7 protein-coding genes and 1 riboswitch are annotated in these 15,896 nt (G+C 71.9%); of the genes, 1 reads left to right on the top strand and 6 read right to left on the bottom strand.

What is annotated here, in order from left to right:
• Positions 1–104: 104 nt before the first annotated feature.
• Complete coding sequence (locus QM779_RS16070) at positions 105–1,151, bottom strand: thiamine ABC transporter substrate-binding protein (RefSeq protein WP_428537228.1); 1,047 nt, start codon at positions 1,149–1,151, stop codon at positions 105–107.
• Between the two features lie 41 nt (positions 1,152–1,192).
• A riboswitch (TPP riboswitch) is annotated at positions 1,193–1,297 on the bottom strand.
• Between the two features lie 161 nt (positions 1,298–1,458).
• Here QM779_RS16070 and QM779_RS16065 point away from each other — a divergent pair.
• Entirely contained in the window at positions 1,459–3,069 is a 1,611-nt protein-coding gene (locus QM779_RS16065; RefSeq protein WP_428537225.1) for a helicase HerA-like domain-containing protein, read from the top strand.
• A gap of 96 nt (positions 3,070–3,165) precedes the next feature.
• On the opposite strand, the gene QM779_RS16060 is transcribed toward QM779_RS16065, so the two are convergent.
• The 5 genes from QM779_RS16060 to QM779_RS16040 are packed head-to-tail and all read right to left on the bottom strand — an operon-like array spanning position 3,166 to position 15,730.
• On the bottom strand, positions 3,166–4,395 hold the full coding sequence (locus QM779_RS16060) for an NAD(P)/FAD-dependent oxidoreductase (protein WP_428537222.1): 1,230 nt from the start codon (positions 4,393–4,395) through the stop codon (positions 3,166–3,168).
• A gap of 44 nt (positions 4,396–4,439) precedes the next feature.
• Positions 4,440–7,364 carry an aminotransferase class III-fold pyridoxal phosphate-dependent enzyme gene (locus QM779_RS16055; RefSeq protein WP_428537219.1) on the bottom strand — a complete coding sequence of 975 codons (2,925 nt, stop codon included), beginning with the start codon at positions 7,362–7,364 and terminating at the stop codon, positions 4,440–4,442.
• Positions 7,365–7,380: 16 nt separating this feature from the next.
• Entirely contained in the window at positions 7,381–8,385 is a 1,005-nt protein-coding gene (locus QM779_RS16050; RefSeq protein WP_428537216.1) for a dihydroorotate dehydrogenase-like protein, read from the bottom strand.
• A complete protein-coding gene (nifJ, locus tag QM779_RS16045; protein ID WP_428537213.1) occupies positions 8,382–12,287 on the bottom strand; it encodes a pyruvate:ferredoxin (flavodoxin) oxidoreductase in 3,906 nt (1,301 codons plus the stop codon). Before nifJ ends, QM779_RS16050 begins: the two co-directional genes overlap by 4 nt.
• 56 nt (positions 12,288–12,343) lie before the next feature.
• On the bottom strand, positions 12,344–15,730 hold the full coding sequence (locus QM779_RS16040) for a hypothetical protein (RefSeq protein ID WP_428537210.1): 3,387 nt from the start codon (positions 15,728–15,730) through the stop codon (positions 12,344–12,346).
• Between the last annotated feature and the right edge of the window lie 166 nt (positions 15,731–15,896).

Below are 15,896 nucleotides of genomic sequence, written 5' to 3'. Positions count from 1 at the left end.
CCCGCTGCTCAGACCGCGCAGACGCTCCCGAAACTCGTCCCCGCTCCCGAAATTTCGGGAGCTTCTGCGCGTTTCGGGCGCGTCGGTGGCCGGCGCGGACGCGGTCAGCCGATGACCGTCGCCGTCCACGCCTTGATCCATGCCTCGCGGTTCGCGCCGAGGTCGGCGGCGGAGACCTCAATCGGGTGGTCGACGACCGCCGCGTACTTCTTCCAGTCGGCGGGCAGCTCGACCGACGAGTCGACCGGGTCCATGTACATCTGCTCGGGGATCTCGGCCTGAACCTCGGCCGACAGCAGGAAGTCGATGAACTTCCGGGCGCCGACCTCGTTCTGCGCGCCGGCGAGGACGCCCGCGTACTCGACCTGCCGGAAGCAGGTCTGGGTGAGCGCCTGGGTGCCGTGCTCGTAGGCGGGAGAGCTGGAGTACGACACGACCAGCGGGTAGGCGCCCTTGCCCGACGACCCGGAGAACTGGACGGTGTAGGCCTCCGTCCACCCCTTCACGACCTTCACGCCGTTGGCCTTGAGCGCCTTCCAGTAGTCGAGGTAGCCGTCGGCCCCCTTCGCTCCGACCGTGGCGGCGAGGAAGGCCATTCCGGGCGAGGAGGACGCCGGGTTCTCCACGACGAGGAGGTTCGCGTACTCGGGCTTGAGCAGGTCGTCGAGGGTCTGCGGGACGGCGAGGCCCTTGGCCTCGAACCATGCGGTGTCGGCGTTCAGGCAGACGTCGCCGTAGTCGATCGGGGTGAGCGAGTGGGTGTCGTCGGCGGCGTACGCGTCCGCCCCCTCGGGCAGGTCGGCGGACGTGTACGGGCTGAGGATGCCGGCGGAGACGGCGCGTCCGGCGAAGGTGTTGTCGATGCCGAAGACCACGTCTCCGAGCGGCGCGTCCTTGGTGAGGATGAGCTGGTTCACCACCGTGCCGACGTCGCCGGGGGCCACGTAGCTCACGTCGTAGCCGGTCTCGGCCTTGAACGTCGCCAGCGCCTCCTTGGACAGCGCGAACGAGTCGTGGGTGATCACGGTGAGGGTGGTGCTCTCGGTGGGCGCCTCCGGGGTGGCCGGGTCGGACGTGGCCGCGGACGGGCCCGCGCACCCGGCGAGCAGGACGGCGGCCGCTGCGGCGGCCGCCCAGTGACGCATGGACATGATGACTCCTCCAAGTACTCGGAGGGCCCGGGTTCGGCCCCGGGGAGAAAATCCCGACTCCCTACGCCGGTGCGAACCGGATCAGGTTCGAGGGTCTGCGGCTGCCCGCACTCTCAGCGCCCCGCGGCGCTCCCCTGTCGGTCCCCCACGCTACCAGCACCGTCGTCCCGCCGCCGTCCGGCGCGAAACCACAACCGTCCCCACTTACTGACCGCCGCCGTGCGTTGTGCCAGTCTTGGGCCATGAGCACCCCACGAAGTTCTTCTCCTCCGCTACGCTCCCCCGAACAACTCCGAGGGGACCCCGCATGACTGCGCAGTCCGATGCCATCGAGACGATCAAGGCCGGCTACACCTTCGACAACCCGTCCATCGACCTGGGCGTGCTGATGGTGGACGGGGACCCCGACCCGGACGTCCGGATCCGGCTCTCGATGTCGATGCTGAACCGGCACGGCCTGGTCGCCGGCGCGACCGGCACCGGCAAGACGCGGACGCTGCAGCTGCTGGCCGAGCAGATCTCCGCGGCGGGCGTGAGCGTGTTCGCCGCCGACATCAAGGGTGATCTGTCCGGGATCGCGATCCCCGGCACGCCCAGCGACAAGCTCACCGCGCGGACGCAGAAGATCGGCCAGAACTGGGTGCCGGCCGGCTGCCCGACCGAGTTCTACGCGCTGGGCGGTCAGGGCACCGGCGTGCCGCTGCGCGCCACCGTCTCCTCGTTCGGCCCGATCCTGCTGAGCAAGGTGCTGGGGCTGAACGAGACGCAGGAGTCGAGCCTAGGGCTGGTCTTCCACTACGCCGACACCCAAGGCCTCCCGCTGCTCGACCTCGCCGACCTCAAGGAGGTGCTGCAGTACCTCACCTCCGACGACGGCAAGGCCGAGCTGAAGGAGATCGGGGGGCTGAGCGCGGCCACCGCCGGCGTGATCCTGCGCAGCCTGGTCACCCTGCAGACCCAGGGCGCGGACGAGTTCTTCGGCGAGCCCGAGTTCGACACCAAGGACCTGATCCGGCAGGCCGGCGGCAAGGGCGTGATCTCGCTGCTCGAGCTGCCGAACCTGCAGGACCGTCCGGCCATCTTCTCCACCTTCCTGATGTGGGTGCTGGCCGACCTGTTCCACGACCTGCCCGAGATCGGGGACGTGGACGTGCCGAAGCTCGTCTTCTTCTTCGACGAGGCGCACCTGCTGTTCGACGGCGCGTCCAAGGCGTTCCTCGACGCGATCGCGCAGACCGTCCGGCTGATCCGCTCCAAGGGCGTCGGCATCTTCTTCGTCACCCAGTCGCCCACCGACGTCCCCGACAACGTGCTCGCGCAGCTCGGCTCGCGCGTGCAGCACCAGTTGCGTGCGCACACGCCGAACGACGCGAAGGCGCTGAAGGCGACCGTCCAGACCTACCCGACCAGCCAGTACGACCTGGCCGAGACGCTGCAGGGGCTCGGCATCGGTGAGGCGATCGTCACCGTGCTGAACCCCGACGGCGCCCCCACCCCGGTGGCGTGGACGCGGATGCTGGCCCCGCAGGCGTCGATGACGACGATGCCGGCCGAATGGATGACCCAGGGCGTCGCGGCATCCTCGATGCAGGCGAAGTACGGGCAGGCCGTCGACCGCGACTCCGCCTACGAGATGCTCGCCCGCAAGCTCCAGGCCGGGATCGATGCGGCAGCGGCGGAGAAGCAGGCCGCCGAGGACGCGAAGGCACAGGCAGCCGAGGCGAAGGCGCAGGCCGCGCAGGACAAGGCGGAGGCGGCGCAGGCGCGGGCGCAGTCGCGTCCCCGGTCGTCGGGCTCGTCCCGTCCGGCCCCCAAGTCGGGCGTGGAGAAGGTGCTCAGCTCCCCGACCTTCTGGAACCAGGTGATGCGCGTGGGCGGCGACGTCGTCCGCACGATGTGGGGAACCGCGAAGAAGTAGGCGCACTCCGGTCCGAGGGGACGGTTCCCTCGGACCCGGTACGAAAGAACCGTCCCCTCGGACCCGGTACGAAAGAACCGTCCCCTCGTACCGCGGTCAGCCGGCGAGCTCGTCGAGGGTGGCGGACGGGTCGGCGAGAGCCTCCTTCGTGAGCACGGCGCGGCGGCGGATCAGGGCCTGGACGGCGTCCATCGTGTCCCACGTGTTGACGTGCATGCCGGCGAGCAGGCGGACGCCGGAGCCCTCCGGCACCACCCAGAACGCCATGAACTCGTTCGCCCGCGGGTCGCCCCGCACGACGAGTTCCGCGCCCGCGTCCGGGGCGACGTAACCCGCGTACTCGAGGCCGGCGTCGAACTGGTCGGAGAAGAAGAACGGCACCGGGTCGTAGATCACGTCCGCGCCCGCCATCGAGCGGCCGGCGGCCAACCCGCCGTCGAGCGCGTTCGCCCAGTGCTCGACCCGCAGCCGGCGTCCGAACAGCGTGCTGTCCCAGCGGGCCACGTCGCCGGCCGCCCACAGCCCGTCCACGCTCGTGCGCAGCCGGGCGTCGGTGAGGACACCGTCCTCCACCTGCGCACCGGCGGACGCGGCGAGGTCCGTCCGCGGCCGGATCCCGACGCCGACCACGACGACGTCGGCGGGGATCGTCACGTCCCCCTCGGTCACGACACCGTTCACCTGACCGTTCCCCGTGAACGCGACCACGCCCGTCCCCAGCCGCAGCTGGACGCCGTGCGAATCGTGCAGCTGCGCGAACCACGCCCCCAGGGTCGGGCCGACCACACCCTCCAGCGGGGCGGCCTGCGGCTCGATCAGCGTCACGCGGCAGTCGTGCGCGCGGGCGGCGGCCGCCACCTCCAGGCCGATCCAGCCACCACCGACCACCACGACGTCACCGCCCTCCCTGAGCCGCGCCCGCAGGGCCAGCGACTCGTCGAGCGTGCGCAGGTAGTGGATGCCCGGCAGGTCGGCGCCGGGGATGCCCAGCCGGCGCACCTGCGATCCGGTGGCCACCAGCGCGCGGTCCCACGGCAGCAGCCCGCCCCCGCGCAGCGTGGCCGTCCGTCCGACCGGGTCGATGGACGCGACGGGGTCGCCGAGGACGAGCGTGACGCCCTGCTCGGCGTACCAGCCCCGGGGGTGAGGGAACACGGACTCGACGCCGGCCTTCCCCTGCAGCACGTCCTTCGACAGCGGCGGACGCTCGTAGGGCAGGTGCTCCTCCTCCGTGACCAGCCGGATGTCGCCCTCCCGGTCGTGTTCACGGATGCCCTCGACGGCCTTCGCGGCGGCCAGCCCGCCGCCGATGATCAGGTATCGCACGGGACTCCTTTACCCAGCCACCCGCCCATTCTCGCGCGGCGCCGCTACCCCGCCCAGCCCCGGAGGAGGTCGTCCAGCGCGTCGGCGAACCAGTCCACATCGCGCGTGGTCAGCACCATCGGAGGCTTCACCTTCAGCACGTTCTGCCGCTCGGACGTGGCCTGGTCGATGATCCCGCGGTAGCGCAGCGCCTCGCACAGCAGCGCGGTCTCCCGCGCGGCGGGGGCGAGGGTGTCCCGGTCGGTGACCAGCTCGACGCCCTGGTAGAGGCCGCGGCCGTGGACGGCGCCGATCAGCGGGTGCCGCGCGGCGAGGTCGCCCACCCGGTCGCGCAGGTGGGTGCCCACGGCGCGGGCGTGGGCCATCAGGTCCTCGCGTTCCATCACGTCCAGCACCGCGATCCCCGCCGCGCAGGCGGCCGGCGACCCGGCGGTCGTGGAGAAGAACAGGCCCTCCCTGCCGAGCGCGCCGCTGATCTCGCCGCGGGTGATCACCGCCCCGATCGGGAACCCGTTCCCCATCGCCTTCGCGCAGACGATGATGTCCGGGAGCGCCCCCTCCGCCTCGGCCGCCCAGAAGCTGTCGCCGGTACGTCCGAACCCGACCTGGACCTCGTCGGCGATCGCCACCCCTCCGGCGGCGTGGACGCGGTCCACCAGCCCGGCGAGGTAGCCGGCCGGCGGTAACACCCCGCCGGCGTTGCCGAGGATGCTCTCCATCACCACCGCGGCAGGGGGACGGTCGTCGGCGCGCAGGCCCGCGATGAGCGCGTCCACGTCCGCCAGGTAGCCGGACGCCGCGTCCGCGCCGCGGTGCGTCCCGCGGTAGGGGTTGGGGGACGCCGCGATGCTGACCCAGTCCGGGCGGCTTTCCGCGGCGTGCGGGTTGTCGTAGGCGGAGGTGGTGATCGCGTCCGTGGCGGCCGACCAGCCGTGGTAGCCCTCGCGGTGCGTGACCACCTGGCGGCGTCCGGTGGCGACCTTCGCCATCCGCAGCGCGAGGTCCATCGCCTCGGTCCCGCTGTTCACCAGCAGGACGCTGTCGTACGCGCCGCCCCAGGTCGTGGCCAGCAGCCGCTCGGAGTAGTCCGCCAGCAGCCGGTAGAGGAACCGGGAGTTGGTGTTCAGCCGTGCCAGCGCGCGGTCGACGGCCTCGCGCACGGCCGGGTGGGAGTGCCCGACCGCCGCCACGTTGTTGACCAGGTCGAGGTGGACGCGCCCCTGCGCGTCGACCAGGTACGCGCCCCAGCCACGGACGAACTCGGGCGGATCGGCGAAGTAGCGCTCGGTGTTGGCCGGCAGGAAGCGGTCCCTGCGCGCCTGCTCGGCCCTGGCCCCCGCCTCCGGGGCGGCCGCGGGCGGCTCCGCGACGCCGAGGGCGGAGTTCGTGCCCCGCACCAGCGGCGCCCACCCGGGAGCCACGTCAACGGCGCAGAACGCCGGGACCGGGATGTCCCCGGCCACGAGCTGCACCTGCGCGCGGGCCAGACCGGCGACGACGGGGACGACCGCCCACACCTGCCCCGGCTCGACCACAGAGCCAGGGCCGATGCCCTCGGCAGGGACGGCGCCCCGCAGACGCAGGGCGCGGCCGCCCTCGAGCGTCGCGGCCAGCCTGTCCTCCCCGACCTCCTCCACGACCAGCCGGGCGCTGGCCTCGATCGAGAACCCGTGTCGTGCGACCAGCTCGGCGACCAGCGCGTGGGTGGCGAGCCGGGCCGGGTGGTCGGACGGGATGCTGCGGGTGAGCCGGTACTCCCCCTGCGGCACGACCAGCACGCCGTCGCGACCGGCGACCGCAGCGGCGAGCACGCGCTCCTCCGCGTCCGGTTCCGTCCACGCCCCGTCGTCGAGGACGCGCGCGTCCGCGGCGAGGCTCAGCACGGGGAGCTCGGGCTGGCCCGGCACGGCGAGGAGCCGCGCTCCCTCGTTGCCGTCCCGCGCGCGACCGAGTCCGGCGAGGAACAGGTTCGCCATCACGACGCCCGGCAGCCGTGCCGCCGCGTCGAAGCAGGCCTGCTCACCGGCCATCCGGGTTCGCGCGTACTCGTTGCCCGGGTCGACGGCCAGCTGCTGCCAGCCCGACACGACCAGCACCGCGCAGCGCAACTGGACCAGCGGCCACAGCGCGCGTAGTTCATCGTCGGACAGCGTGGCCTCGGCGTCGAAGGCCGCGACCATGTCCGCCAGGACGCCGAGGTCGTCGACGTCGTGGTGGAGCATCGACGACAGCGCCACGGCGAGCTCGCCCACCCGCCAGCTGCGGGCCAGGTCCCCGAAGTCGATCACGCCGGACACCTCGGCGTCCGGCCCCTCGGCCACGACGACGTTGTCGTCGGTGATGTCGCCGTGGATCGGCTGCAGCGGCAGCCCTGCGGCCAGCGCGTCGACCTCCGCCCACGCCCGCTCCGCGAGGCCGGTGACCTCCGCCCTGTGGTCCTCGGGGACGGCGCCGGCCAGCGCGCGCACGACCTCGATCGCGCGCCGCAGGTCCCACTGGGACGCGTGTTCGCCACCCAGCCGCAGCGGGGCGAGCGCCGCGCTGACGCGTCCGGCCAGCCGCGCGAGCGAGCGGGCGACCGGACGCGAGAGGTGGCCGTCGTCGACGAGCTGGCGGCCGGGGACGAAGGTGAGGAGCACCGCGAGGTGCCCGGCCCCGTCCGCGCCCTCGACGTGCGGGACGAGCGCGCGGTCGGCGCCGGGCAGCGGACGCGGGACGGCGATCCCCGCGGCCGCGACGGCGGTCAGGGCGGCGAGCTGGTCGGCGACGCGGACGGCATCGGTGGCGGCGTGGAACACCTTCAGCACCCGGGGGCCGGCCGGGGTGTCGACGGCGTAGTTGCGGTCCTGCTGGCTGCCCAGCTCTCGCACGGATCCGTCAATGCCGTAGTGCGCGCGGAGCAACGCCGCTGCGGCGGCAGCGTCCACCGCGGGACGGCCCGTGCCGTACGTCGCCGCCAGACCGGTCACCGGTGGGTGGCCGGGGTCAGGCGTAGTTGCCGGAGTGCAGGACGGCGGCGTACTGCGCGCGCTCGTACGCGGAGGTGTCAGGGACGGAGGCCGCGCTCATCGACCCGCGCAGCTGGGCGATGCTCTCGTACTCGTGGACGGTCAGCCAGGCCTCCACCTCGGCCAGCATCAGCGTGATCGCCTCCGGACCGCGGCGCAGGATCGCCGACGCCGTGCAGGCCACGTCCGCCCCGACCAGCAGGGCCTTCAGCACCTCCGCGCCGGAATGGACGCCGGACGTGCACGCGAGGCTGGTCTCCGGGAGCTGGCCGCGGAGGATGCCGAGCCAGCGCAGCACGATCCGCTGGTCGTCGGGCTCGGACAGGTCGGCCCTGGCCAGCAGCGCGAGCCGCTCGAGGTCGATGTCGGGCGCGTAGAACCGGTTGAACAGCACCAGCCCGTCGGCGCCGGCGTCCACCGCCTGCGCGCAGAACGTCGACATCGCCGCGTAGTACGGGGACAGCTTCACCGACAGCGGGATGTCGACGGCGATCTTGACCGCCTCGATCGCCGCCAGGTGGGCGAGCTCGAGGTCGGAGGAGGAGACGCCCGGGTCGGTGGACATCGTGTACAGGTTCAGCTCGAGCGCGTCCGCGCCCGCGTCGGCCAGCTCGGCGGCGTAGCGCTGCCACGAGCCGGGACGGGTCGCGTTGAGGCTGGCGATCACCGGGATCCGCAGCTGCTGCTTGGCCTTGCGCAGCAGGCCGACGAAGCGGCCGGCGCCGAGGTCGGGCTGGTCCATGTCGGGCAGCGGCGCACCGCTGAACTCGACGAAGTCGTCCCCGGTGCCGAGCAGGTCGGCGAGCCGGCCCTCCTCGGCGAGCACCTCCTCCTCGAACAGGCTCGGCAGGACGACGGCGGACGCGCCCGCGGCCTCCAGCTCCAGCAGTGCGTCGAGGCGTCCGGTCAGCGGACAGGCCGAGGCGATCACGGGACCGGACAGCGGCAGCCCGAGGTAGGTGGTGGCCAGTTGGGGCCTCATGGTTCCTCCTTGACCGCCGGCAGTGCCCGTTCCACACCGGCCAGTTGCGAGTAATAGTGCCAGCGTTCGTCGGCGTCCGCTTGGGCCAACGCCGCCAATTCCTCTGCGCGGGCGGGATTCGCCCTCGCCAGCATGGCGAACCGGGCCTCGCCGAGCATGAAGTCGCGCACGGGCGTGCTCGGCGGACGGCTGTCCAGGTGCAGCGGGTGGCCGTCCCCGCCGGGACGGAACCGGTACAGCGGCCAGTAGCCGCTGCTGACCGCCTCGGTCTGGTGGCTCATCGACGTGGCCATGTCGATGCCGTGCGCAATGCAGGTCGAGTACGCGATCAGCAGGGACGGCCCCGGCCACGCCTGTGCCTCCAGCATCGCCCGGACGGTCTGCTGGTGGTTCGCCCCGATCGCCAGTTGCGCGACGTACACGTTGCCGTAGGCCTGGGCGAGCATCCCGAGGTCCTTCTTCGGGGTGGACTTGCCCGCGGTCGCGAACTTGGCCGTCGCGCCCCGGGGGCTCGCCTTCGACGCCTGCCCTCCGGTGTTGGAGTACACCTCCGTGTCCAGCACGAGGATGTTCACGTTCCGTCCGGAGCCGAGCACGTGGTCCAGCCCGCCGTAGCCGATGTCGTAGGCCCAGCCGTCGCCGCCGACGATCCAGACGGACTTCTCGACGAGCTCGTCGGCCAGGGACAGCAGCCGGGCGGCCGCCTGCGCCGTGTTCCTCGTGATCCCGGACGCGTCGGCGTCGGCGGCCCTTCGTGACGCTCGCTGCGCTCGCTCCTCAGGGACCGTGGGGACAACGCCCCCTGCGGCTCGCTCCTCAGGGACCGTGAACGAAACGCTCCCTGAGGAGCCGGCTCCCGAGCTTGCGAGGGAGCCGGCGTCACGAAGGGCGTCCGTCACACCCACATCACCAGCGCTTCGTGACGCTCGCTGCGCCCGCTCCTCAGGGACCGGGGACACGTGGGTGGCGAGCGCGCGCTTCAGGTCGGCGACGCGGGCGCGCTGGGCGGCGAGGCCCGCCTCGTCGGACTGGTCGGCGGACAGGATCGCGTCCGCCAGGTCGTGGCCGACCTCGTTGCGCAACTCCTCCAGCAGGCGGACGGCCTCGGTGTGCTGGTGCTCCCACGCGATCCGCATGCCGAGGCCGAACTCCGCGTTGTCCTCGAACAGCGAGTTCGACCAGGCGGGGCCGCGTCCCTCGGGGTTGGTCGTGTACGGGGTGGTCGGCAGGTTGCCGCCGAAGATGGACGAGCAGCCGGTCGCGTTCGCGATGACCATCCGGTCGCCGAACAGCTGGGTGAGCGTCTTGATGTACGGCGTCTCGCCGCACCCCGAGCAGGCCAGCGAGAACTCGAACAGCGGCTGCAGCTGGGCCACGCCCTTCACCTGGTCGAGCCGCACCTGCGTCCGGTCGACCTCCGGCAGGCCGAGGAAGAAGTCGAAGTTCGCCCGCTCGGCCTCGCGATGCTCGCGCGCGGGCAGCATGTCCAGCGACTTGTGCTTGAACTCGCTCTTGTCGCGGGCGGGGCAGATGTCGGAGCAGATCCCGCAGCCCGTGCAGTCGTCCGGCGCGACCTGGACGACCAGCCGCCGGCCGGGGTTCGCCCTGTCCTTGAACTCCTTGTCGCGGAACCCTTCGGGTGCTCCGGTCAGGTCGGCGGGGTCGGCGAGCTTGATCCGGATCGCCGCGTGCGGGCAGACCACCGCGCACTTGCCGCAGTCGATGCACAGGGACGGGTCCCAGACCGGCAACTCCGCCGCGATCCCTCGTTTCTCCCACTTCGACGTCCCGGTCGGCCACGTCCCGTCCACCGGCACCGCACTCACCGGCAGCAAGTCGCCCTGGCCGTGCAGCATCGCGCCGGTGACCCGCTTCACGAAGTCGCCGGCCGCGTCCGGCAGCGCGGGCAGCCGGTGGGTGTGGCTGGACGGACGCAGGCCCGCCGGCAGCGGCCGCAGCGCGGCGATCGCCGCGTCGATGGCGGCGAAGTTCCGCTCGACGACCGTGCGTCCGCGCAGCCCGTAGGTCTTCTCGACCGACGCCTTGATCGCGGCGACGGCCTCGTCGGCCGGCAGCACGCCGGAGAGGTAGAAGAAGCACGGCTGCATGACGGTGTTGATCCGCTTGCCCAGCCCTGCGGCCTTCGCGACCGCCTCGGCGTCGATCACCCAGGTGCGCAGGCGCTTGGCCGCGATCTCGGCCTGCACCTCCACCGGCAGGTGCTCCCAGGTGTCCTCGCCGTAGGGGGAGTTGAGCAGCAGCGTCGCGCCGGGACGCGCCACGTCGACGGTCTTCATCGACGCCAGCAGCCCGAACTGGTGGACGCCGACGAAGTCCGCCGCGCCAACCAGGTAGGTCGACCGGATCGGCGCGTTGCCGAAGCGCAGGTGCGAGACCGTGACCGCCCCCGACTTGCGCGAGTCGTAGACGAAGTAGCCCTGCGCGTACGCGTCCGGGCGGGCACCGATGATCTTCACCGAGTTCTTGGCCGCGCCCACCGTGCCGTCCGAGCCGAGCCCGTAGAAGACCGCCGACACCGCGTCCTCGGGGACGGCGAAGCCGGCGTCGGGGGTGAGCGAGAGGTGCGTGACGTCGTCGACGATGCCGACGGTGAAGCGGGGCTTCGGGGCGTCCTTCGCGAGTTCGTCGAAGACGGCCTTCGCCATCGGCGGCGTGAACTCCTTGGACGACAGCCCGTAGCGGCCACCGATCACACTGACGGCGGCCCTTCGTGACGCAGCCTCGTTCCTCGGCTGCTCCTCAGGGACCGTTGAGTCGACGCTCCCTGAGGAGCGAGCGAAGCGAGCGTCACGAAGGGCGGCGCCGGCCAGGGCGACCAGGACGTCGGCGTGCAGCGGCTCGGCGGGGGCGCCGACCTCCTTCGTGCGATCCAGCACGGCGATCGAGCGGACGCTCGGCGGCAGCGCGGCAAGGAACGCCTCGACCGGGAACGGACGGTACAGCCGGATCGTGACCAGGCCCACCTTCTCGCCGCGCCGGACGAGCTCGTCGACGGTCTCGGCCAGGCAGCCGGCGGCCGAGCCCATCGCCACGACCACCCGCTCGGCGTCGGGCGCACCGTGGTAGTCGACCAGCGAGTAGCGGCGTCCGGTGCGTCCGGCCAGCTCGTCGAACACCTCCGCGACGGCCTCGGGCACCGCGAAGTGGAACGGGTTCGCCGCCTCCGCCGCCTGGAAGAAGGTGTCCGGGTTCTCCGCCACGCCGCGCACCACCGGGGCGTCCGGGGTGAGGCCGCGGGACCGGTGGGCGAGCACGTCCTCCTCCCGCACCAGGGCGCGCAGGTCGGCGTCGGCCAGCAGGTCGATCGTGTTCACCTCGTGGCTGGTCCGGAAGCCGTCGAAGAAGTGCACGAACGGGACGCGGGTGCGCAGCGTGGCCGCGTGGGCGACCAGCGCGAAGTCGTGCGCCTCCTGCACGCTGGACGCGCACAGCATCGCCCATCCCGTGGTGCGCGCGGCCATCACGTCGGAGTGGTCACCGAAGATGCTCAGCGCGTGCGTGGCGACCGTCCGCGCCGCGACGTGGATCACCGCGGGGGTGAGCTCGCCGGCGATCTTGTACATGTTCGGCAGCATCAGCAGCAGGCCCTGGGACGCGGTGAACGTCGCGCCGAGGACGCCCTTCGTCACCGCGCCGTGCAGCGCGCCGGCCGCACCCGCCTCGGACTGCAGCTCGACGACCTCGGGGACCGAGCCCCACAGGTTGGTCCTGCCGGCGGCCGACCACGCGTCCGCCGACTCCCCCATCGCCGAGGACGGCGTGATCGGGTAGATCGCGAGCACCTCGCTCAGCGCGTGCGCGACCCGCGCCGCCGCCTCATTGCCGTCGAGGGTGGCGCGCGCGGGACCGCCCGCCGTGGTGCCCTCCGGGTCGTTCCTCACCGGAGTGCTTCCCAGGGACGGTTGCGCAGACAGACTCACCCGCCCATTCTCGCGTCTCACAAGGGCTGGCGGCCCACCGTCCCGACGATCCCTGCGCGGTAGGCGTCGCTGCTGAACTTGTCGTACTCGGCCTGGGCCGCCGCGATCCGTCGCGGCACGTCGAGGCGCTCGGACGGCTCCTCGTTGCCCGGCGTGGAGATGAACTTCTCCAGCGCCTTCAGGCCGGCGTCGGCGCGGGTGACCGCCGCGGCCTGCTTGGCGTCCAGGCGCGCGGCGTACCAGTCGGACGCGACGATCGACTCCCTGCTGAACAGCGCCCGGAACTCCGGGGTGCCCAGCGTCCAGCCCTCGGCGGAGGCGCCGTGGGCCATGATCTCCAGCAGCGCCTTCAGCGGCGGGATGGCCAGGCTGATCGTGCCGTCGTCGAAGTAGGACTGGGCGACCCGCTGGTGGGTGGCGACGATCACGTCCACCGACTCGGCGAAGATGTCGGCGTCCTGGAGTTCGGGACGCAGCATCTCCGGGGTGAACACCGCGTGCGGGTGCAGGAAGATCCGGCCGAAGTACTTGCGGGCGAACGCCTGCGTCATCCGGTAGCCGAGCCGGCTCGCGAGCACGGTGCGTCCGTCGTGCTCGAAGTCGGGGATCGGCTCGAGCGCGCCCTCGGCGATCAGGTTCGCCGCCCTGCGCTCGGTCGGCGTCATCCGGCTGAACACCTCGGGCACGAGCATCGAGATGTCGTGGTCGACCCGGACCTGCGGGCCGACGAAGCCCGCGCAGGACACCCAGCCGTCGTCGCGGGTGAGCGCGAACGACAGCAGCGCGGCGTTGAGGTCGAGCACGGCGGGCATCGCGTTGAACGGGCCCTTGGTCATCGCGCCCTCGGAGCCCGCGCCCGTGGTGGACGGGGACTTGCCGGTCATCGAGGAGATGAACTCGGCGAACAGCTCCGGCAGCTCCATGTAGTGCAGCGGGTTGTACGAGCACAGCGGCGGGACGGGGCCGTCCGGCGGGTTGTTCCTCCGGCCGGCCGCGACCACGTCCACCGGCAGCGGCAGCGGCGCGTCCGCCGGCAGCTTGCGGACGAGGTGGGACGCCAGGTCCGAGGTGGCCGTGGCGACGGCGTTCGTGCGGTCGGGACGCTTCTGCAGGTAGCGCGGGTTCTTGCTCGGCTTGCCGTCCACGAGCCGCGGGTTCGCAGACGACACGAAGTACGCGGGCGAGGAGCCGGGGTCGGAGTCGGCGAAGTCGCTGATCAGCTTCTGCATCGGCTCGGTGAACTGGCTGAACGCCACCGCGTCGTCCCGCATCGCGACCGCGTCCGCGTGGGTCAGCGGCTCGAAGTTCGACAGGAATGTGTCGGGCTGCGTCAGGTCGCGTTCGGTCTGCTTGTCGTAGCCGCGGTGGATCGCGTCGTCGGGCCGCTGGAACAGCAGGTTCTCGCAGTTCTCGACCAGCTTGTAGGAGCGGTCGGAGTCCTGCCCAACCATGCGTCCGCTGATCACGACCGAGGCGGTGATGTCGTCCTCGGTCTGCACCTTCACGGCGGGGTTGAAGTCGTGCCGCAGGCCGAACAGCCGCCAGGAGCCGTCGGTCTCGAAGCCGACGCGCAGCATGTTCACCATGATCTTCTCGCCGTCCAGGCGCAGCTGCACGCCGCGGCGGCCGTTGATGATGCCGACGGTGAAGTGGCTGCGCCAGTCGGTGCCCCACTCGGGACGGTAGAACCGCTTGACGACGTAGACCAGCTCGGAGATGTGCTGCGGGATGGACTCCAGCCAGGCGTTGTACTCGTCGGTGTACTCCGCTCCGGGGGTGAGCAGCTTGATCACGCTGCCGATGGAGCGGTTGTCGGCGAGCAGCCGCCGCTGGTCGGTGCCGCACAGCGCCGGGTCGGCGAACCGGTCGGAGAAGTCACGGTCGAGGATCGCGGCGACCGCGTCCATGTCGGCGTCGAAGTCCGGGGAGTAGGCGTTGCCGAAGATGAAGGCGTCGGTGATCGCCTTGGAGATCTCCGACTTGCCGCCGCCGGACACGGTGGCCGGCTTGTGGCAGCTGGTCGCGGTCGCCACCGTGCCGCGCAGGCTCCACTGGGTGCGGTCGGCCGCCTGCTGGAGCATCTCCACCTGGTAGCCGTCCGGCGTCAGGTACGACTTGTCCGCGCGCAGCCTGATCGAGCTCTCGCTGCCGTTGGGGTTCGTCCAGGTGACGGCCTGCGTCCGCAGCGAGAAGTGGGCGTCCATCGGGACCAGCACGATGTGGGGCTGCTCGGAGTCGACGGCGTGCCCCTCCGGCTGCAGGTGGAACCGCTCGGGGTCACGCTCGAGCACATCGGCGAGGGTGTAGACCTCGTCGTTGCGCGCGCTGACCGTGTACTCCTGGCCGAGGTTGTAGGACGGGAAGACCAGCGCGCCGCCGGCGTGCTCCTCCTCCGCGTTGCCGAACAGGTTCGCCGAGTAGGAGATCTGGGTCTTGACCTCCTTCTTGCAGTAGCCGAAGTAGTTGTCGGCGATCACGGTCACGATCACGCCGCGCTCGTCCCGCGCACACGCCTTGAACGCCTGCCCGCCGTTGTAGCACTCGTCCTCGGACTCCCAGCACATGCCGTCGCGCTTCTGCCGCGCGGTCGCCTCGCTCACGTGCGGCAGTCCGAGGGACTTCTTCGTCACCTTCGTCAGGTGCGGGGCGAGGATCACCGCGCCGGTGTGGCCCGTCCACGTCTCCGGGGCGAGGGACGCGTCGTTCTCCGGCAGGTACGGGTCGCCCCCGTTGCCGAAGATGCCCTCGACGAAGTCGAGGTTCGCGACCAGGCCACCCGGGACGATGAACCGGGTCTCCATCCGCTTCTCCCGCACCCAGCCCGGCACCTCGGGGGCGACCAGCGGACGCAGCTGCAACGACACGAAGCACGCCGCCGGCTGGGCCTGGTTGGCGGTGTACGGCAGGACGAGGTCGACCTCCGGCGGCTGGAACGCGAGTTCCAGCAGCTTGGCGTAGACGGCCTTCGGGACGGCGAGCTTGTCGTCGGGGATGGGCAGGCCACCCTCGGCGATGTGGAACACTCCGGCCGTGGTGCGCCGGTCGTTCGCGGGGTTGTGCAGGACGCCGTTCGCCAGTCGGTAGCTGCTCAGCAGCGGGGAGGAGAACTCGTCGGCGTCCAGGGGCAGCGAGAGCGCCCTGGCCAGGCCCGGCTCGTCCAGCACGAAGGTGCGGCGCGGCAGGTGCGGGGTGGTGCCGGTGTCGGCGAGGAAGTCGTCCAGCCAGTTCTGGATGCGCTGGTCGGCCGCGCACAGGCGGTCGGAGAGGCGCCGGCTGAGCTCGCGCTGTCGCGCGATGATCGGCGCGACGAGCTTCGCCGTCGCGGAGTCCTGGATGTCCTCGGGCATCGGCAGGCCCAGCTGGGCGAGGCGGAAGTAGATGGCAGCGGGTTCGATGGGAGCCATGCCCCCATTGTCGTTGGCCGTGGGACCGAGCCGGACGGGTCTCGCTGGGGGGACCGCGACGTCGGACGAACGTGCAGCCGCGGCGGCGGCGTCCCCCCGTTCGGCCAACCGTGGCGCCGAGCACGTCGGCGCGCGATCCGCCAGCCCCCCAATGGGGGACACCAAA

Origin of the sequence: Propionicimonas sp., from assembly GCF_049840635.1 — a bacterium.
Lineage (GTDB): Bacteria > Actinomycetota > Actinomycetes > Propionibacteriales > Propionibacteriaceae > Propionicimonas.
Note: the sequence above shows the minus strand (reverse complement) of the source record. Positions and strands in the feature narration are given on the sequence as shown.

Bases quoted from the DNA above. Each gene is read 5' to 3' on its own strand.
- QM779_RS16070 (WP_428537228.1), bottom strand. From the start codon at position 1,151: ATGTCCATGCGTCACTGGGCGGCCGCCGCAGCGGCCGCCGTCCTGCTC.
- QM779_RS16065 (WP_428537225.1), top strand. From the start codon at position 1,459: ATGACTGCGCAGTCCGATGCCATCGAGACGATCAAGGCCGGCTACACC.
- QM779_RS16050 (WP_428537216.1), bottom strand. From the start codon at position 8,385: ATGAGGCCCCAACTGGCCACCACCTACCTCGGGCTGCCGCTGTCCGGT.
- QM779_RS16040 (WP_428537210.1), bottom strand. From the start codon at position 15,730: ATGGCTCCCATCGAACCCGCTGCCATCTACTTCCGCCTCGCCCAGCTG.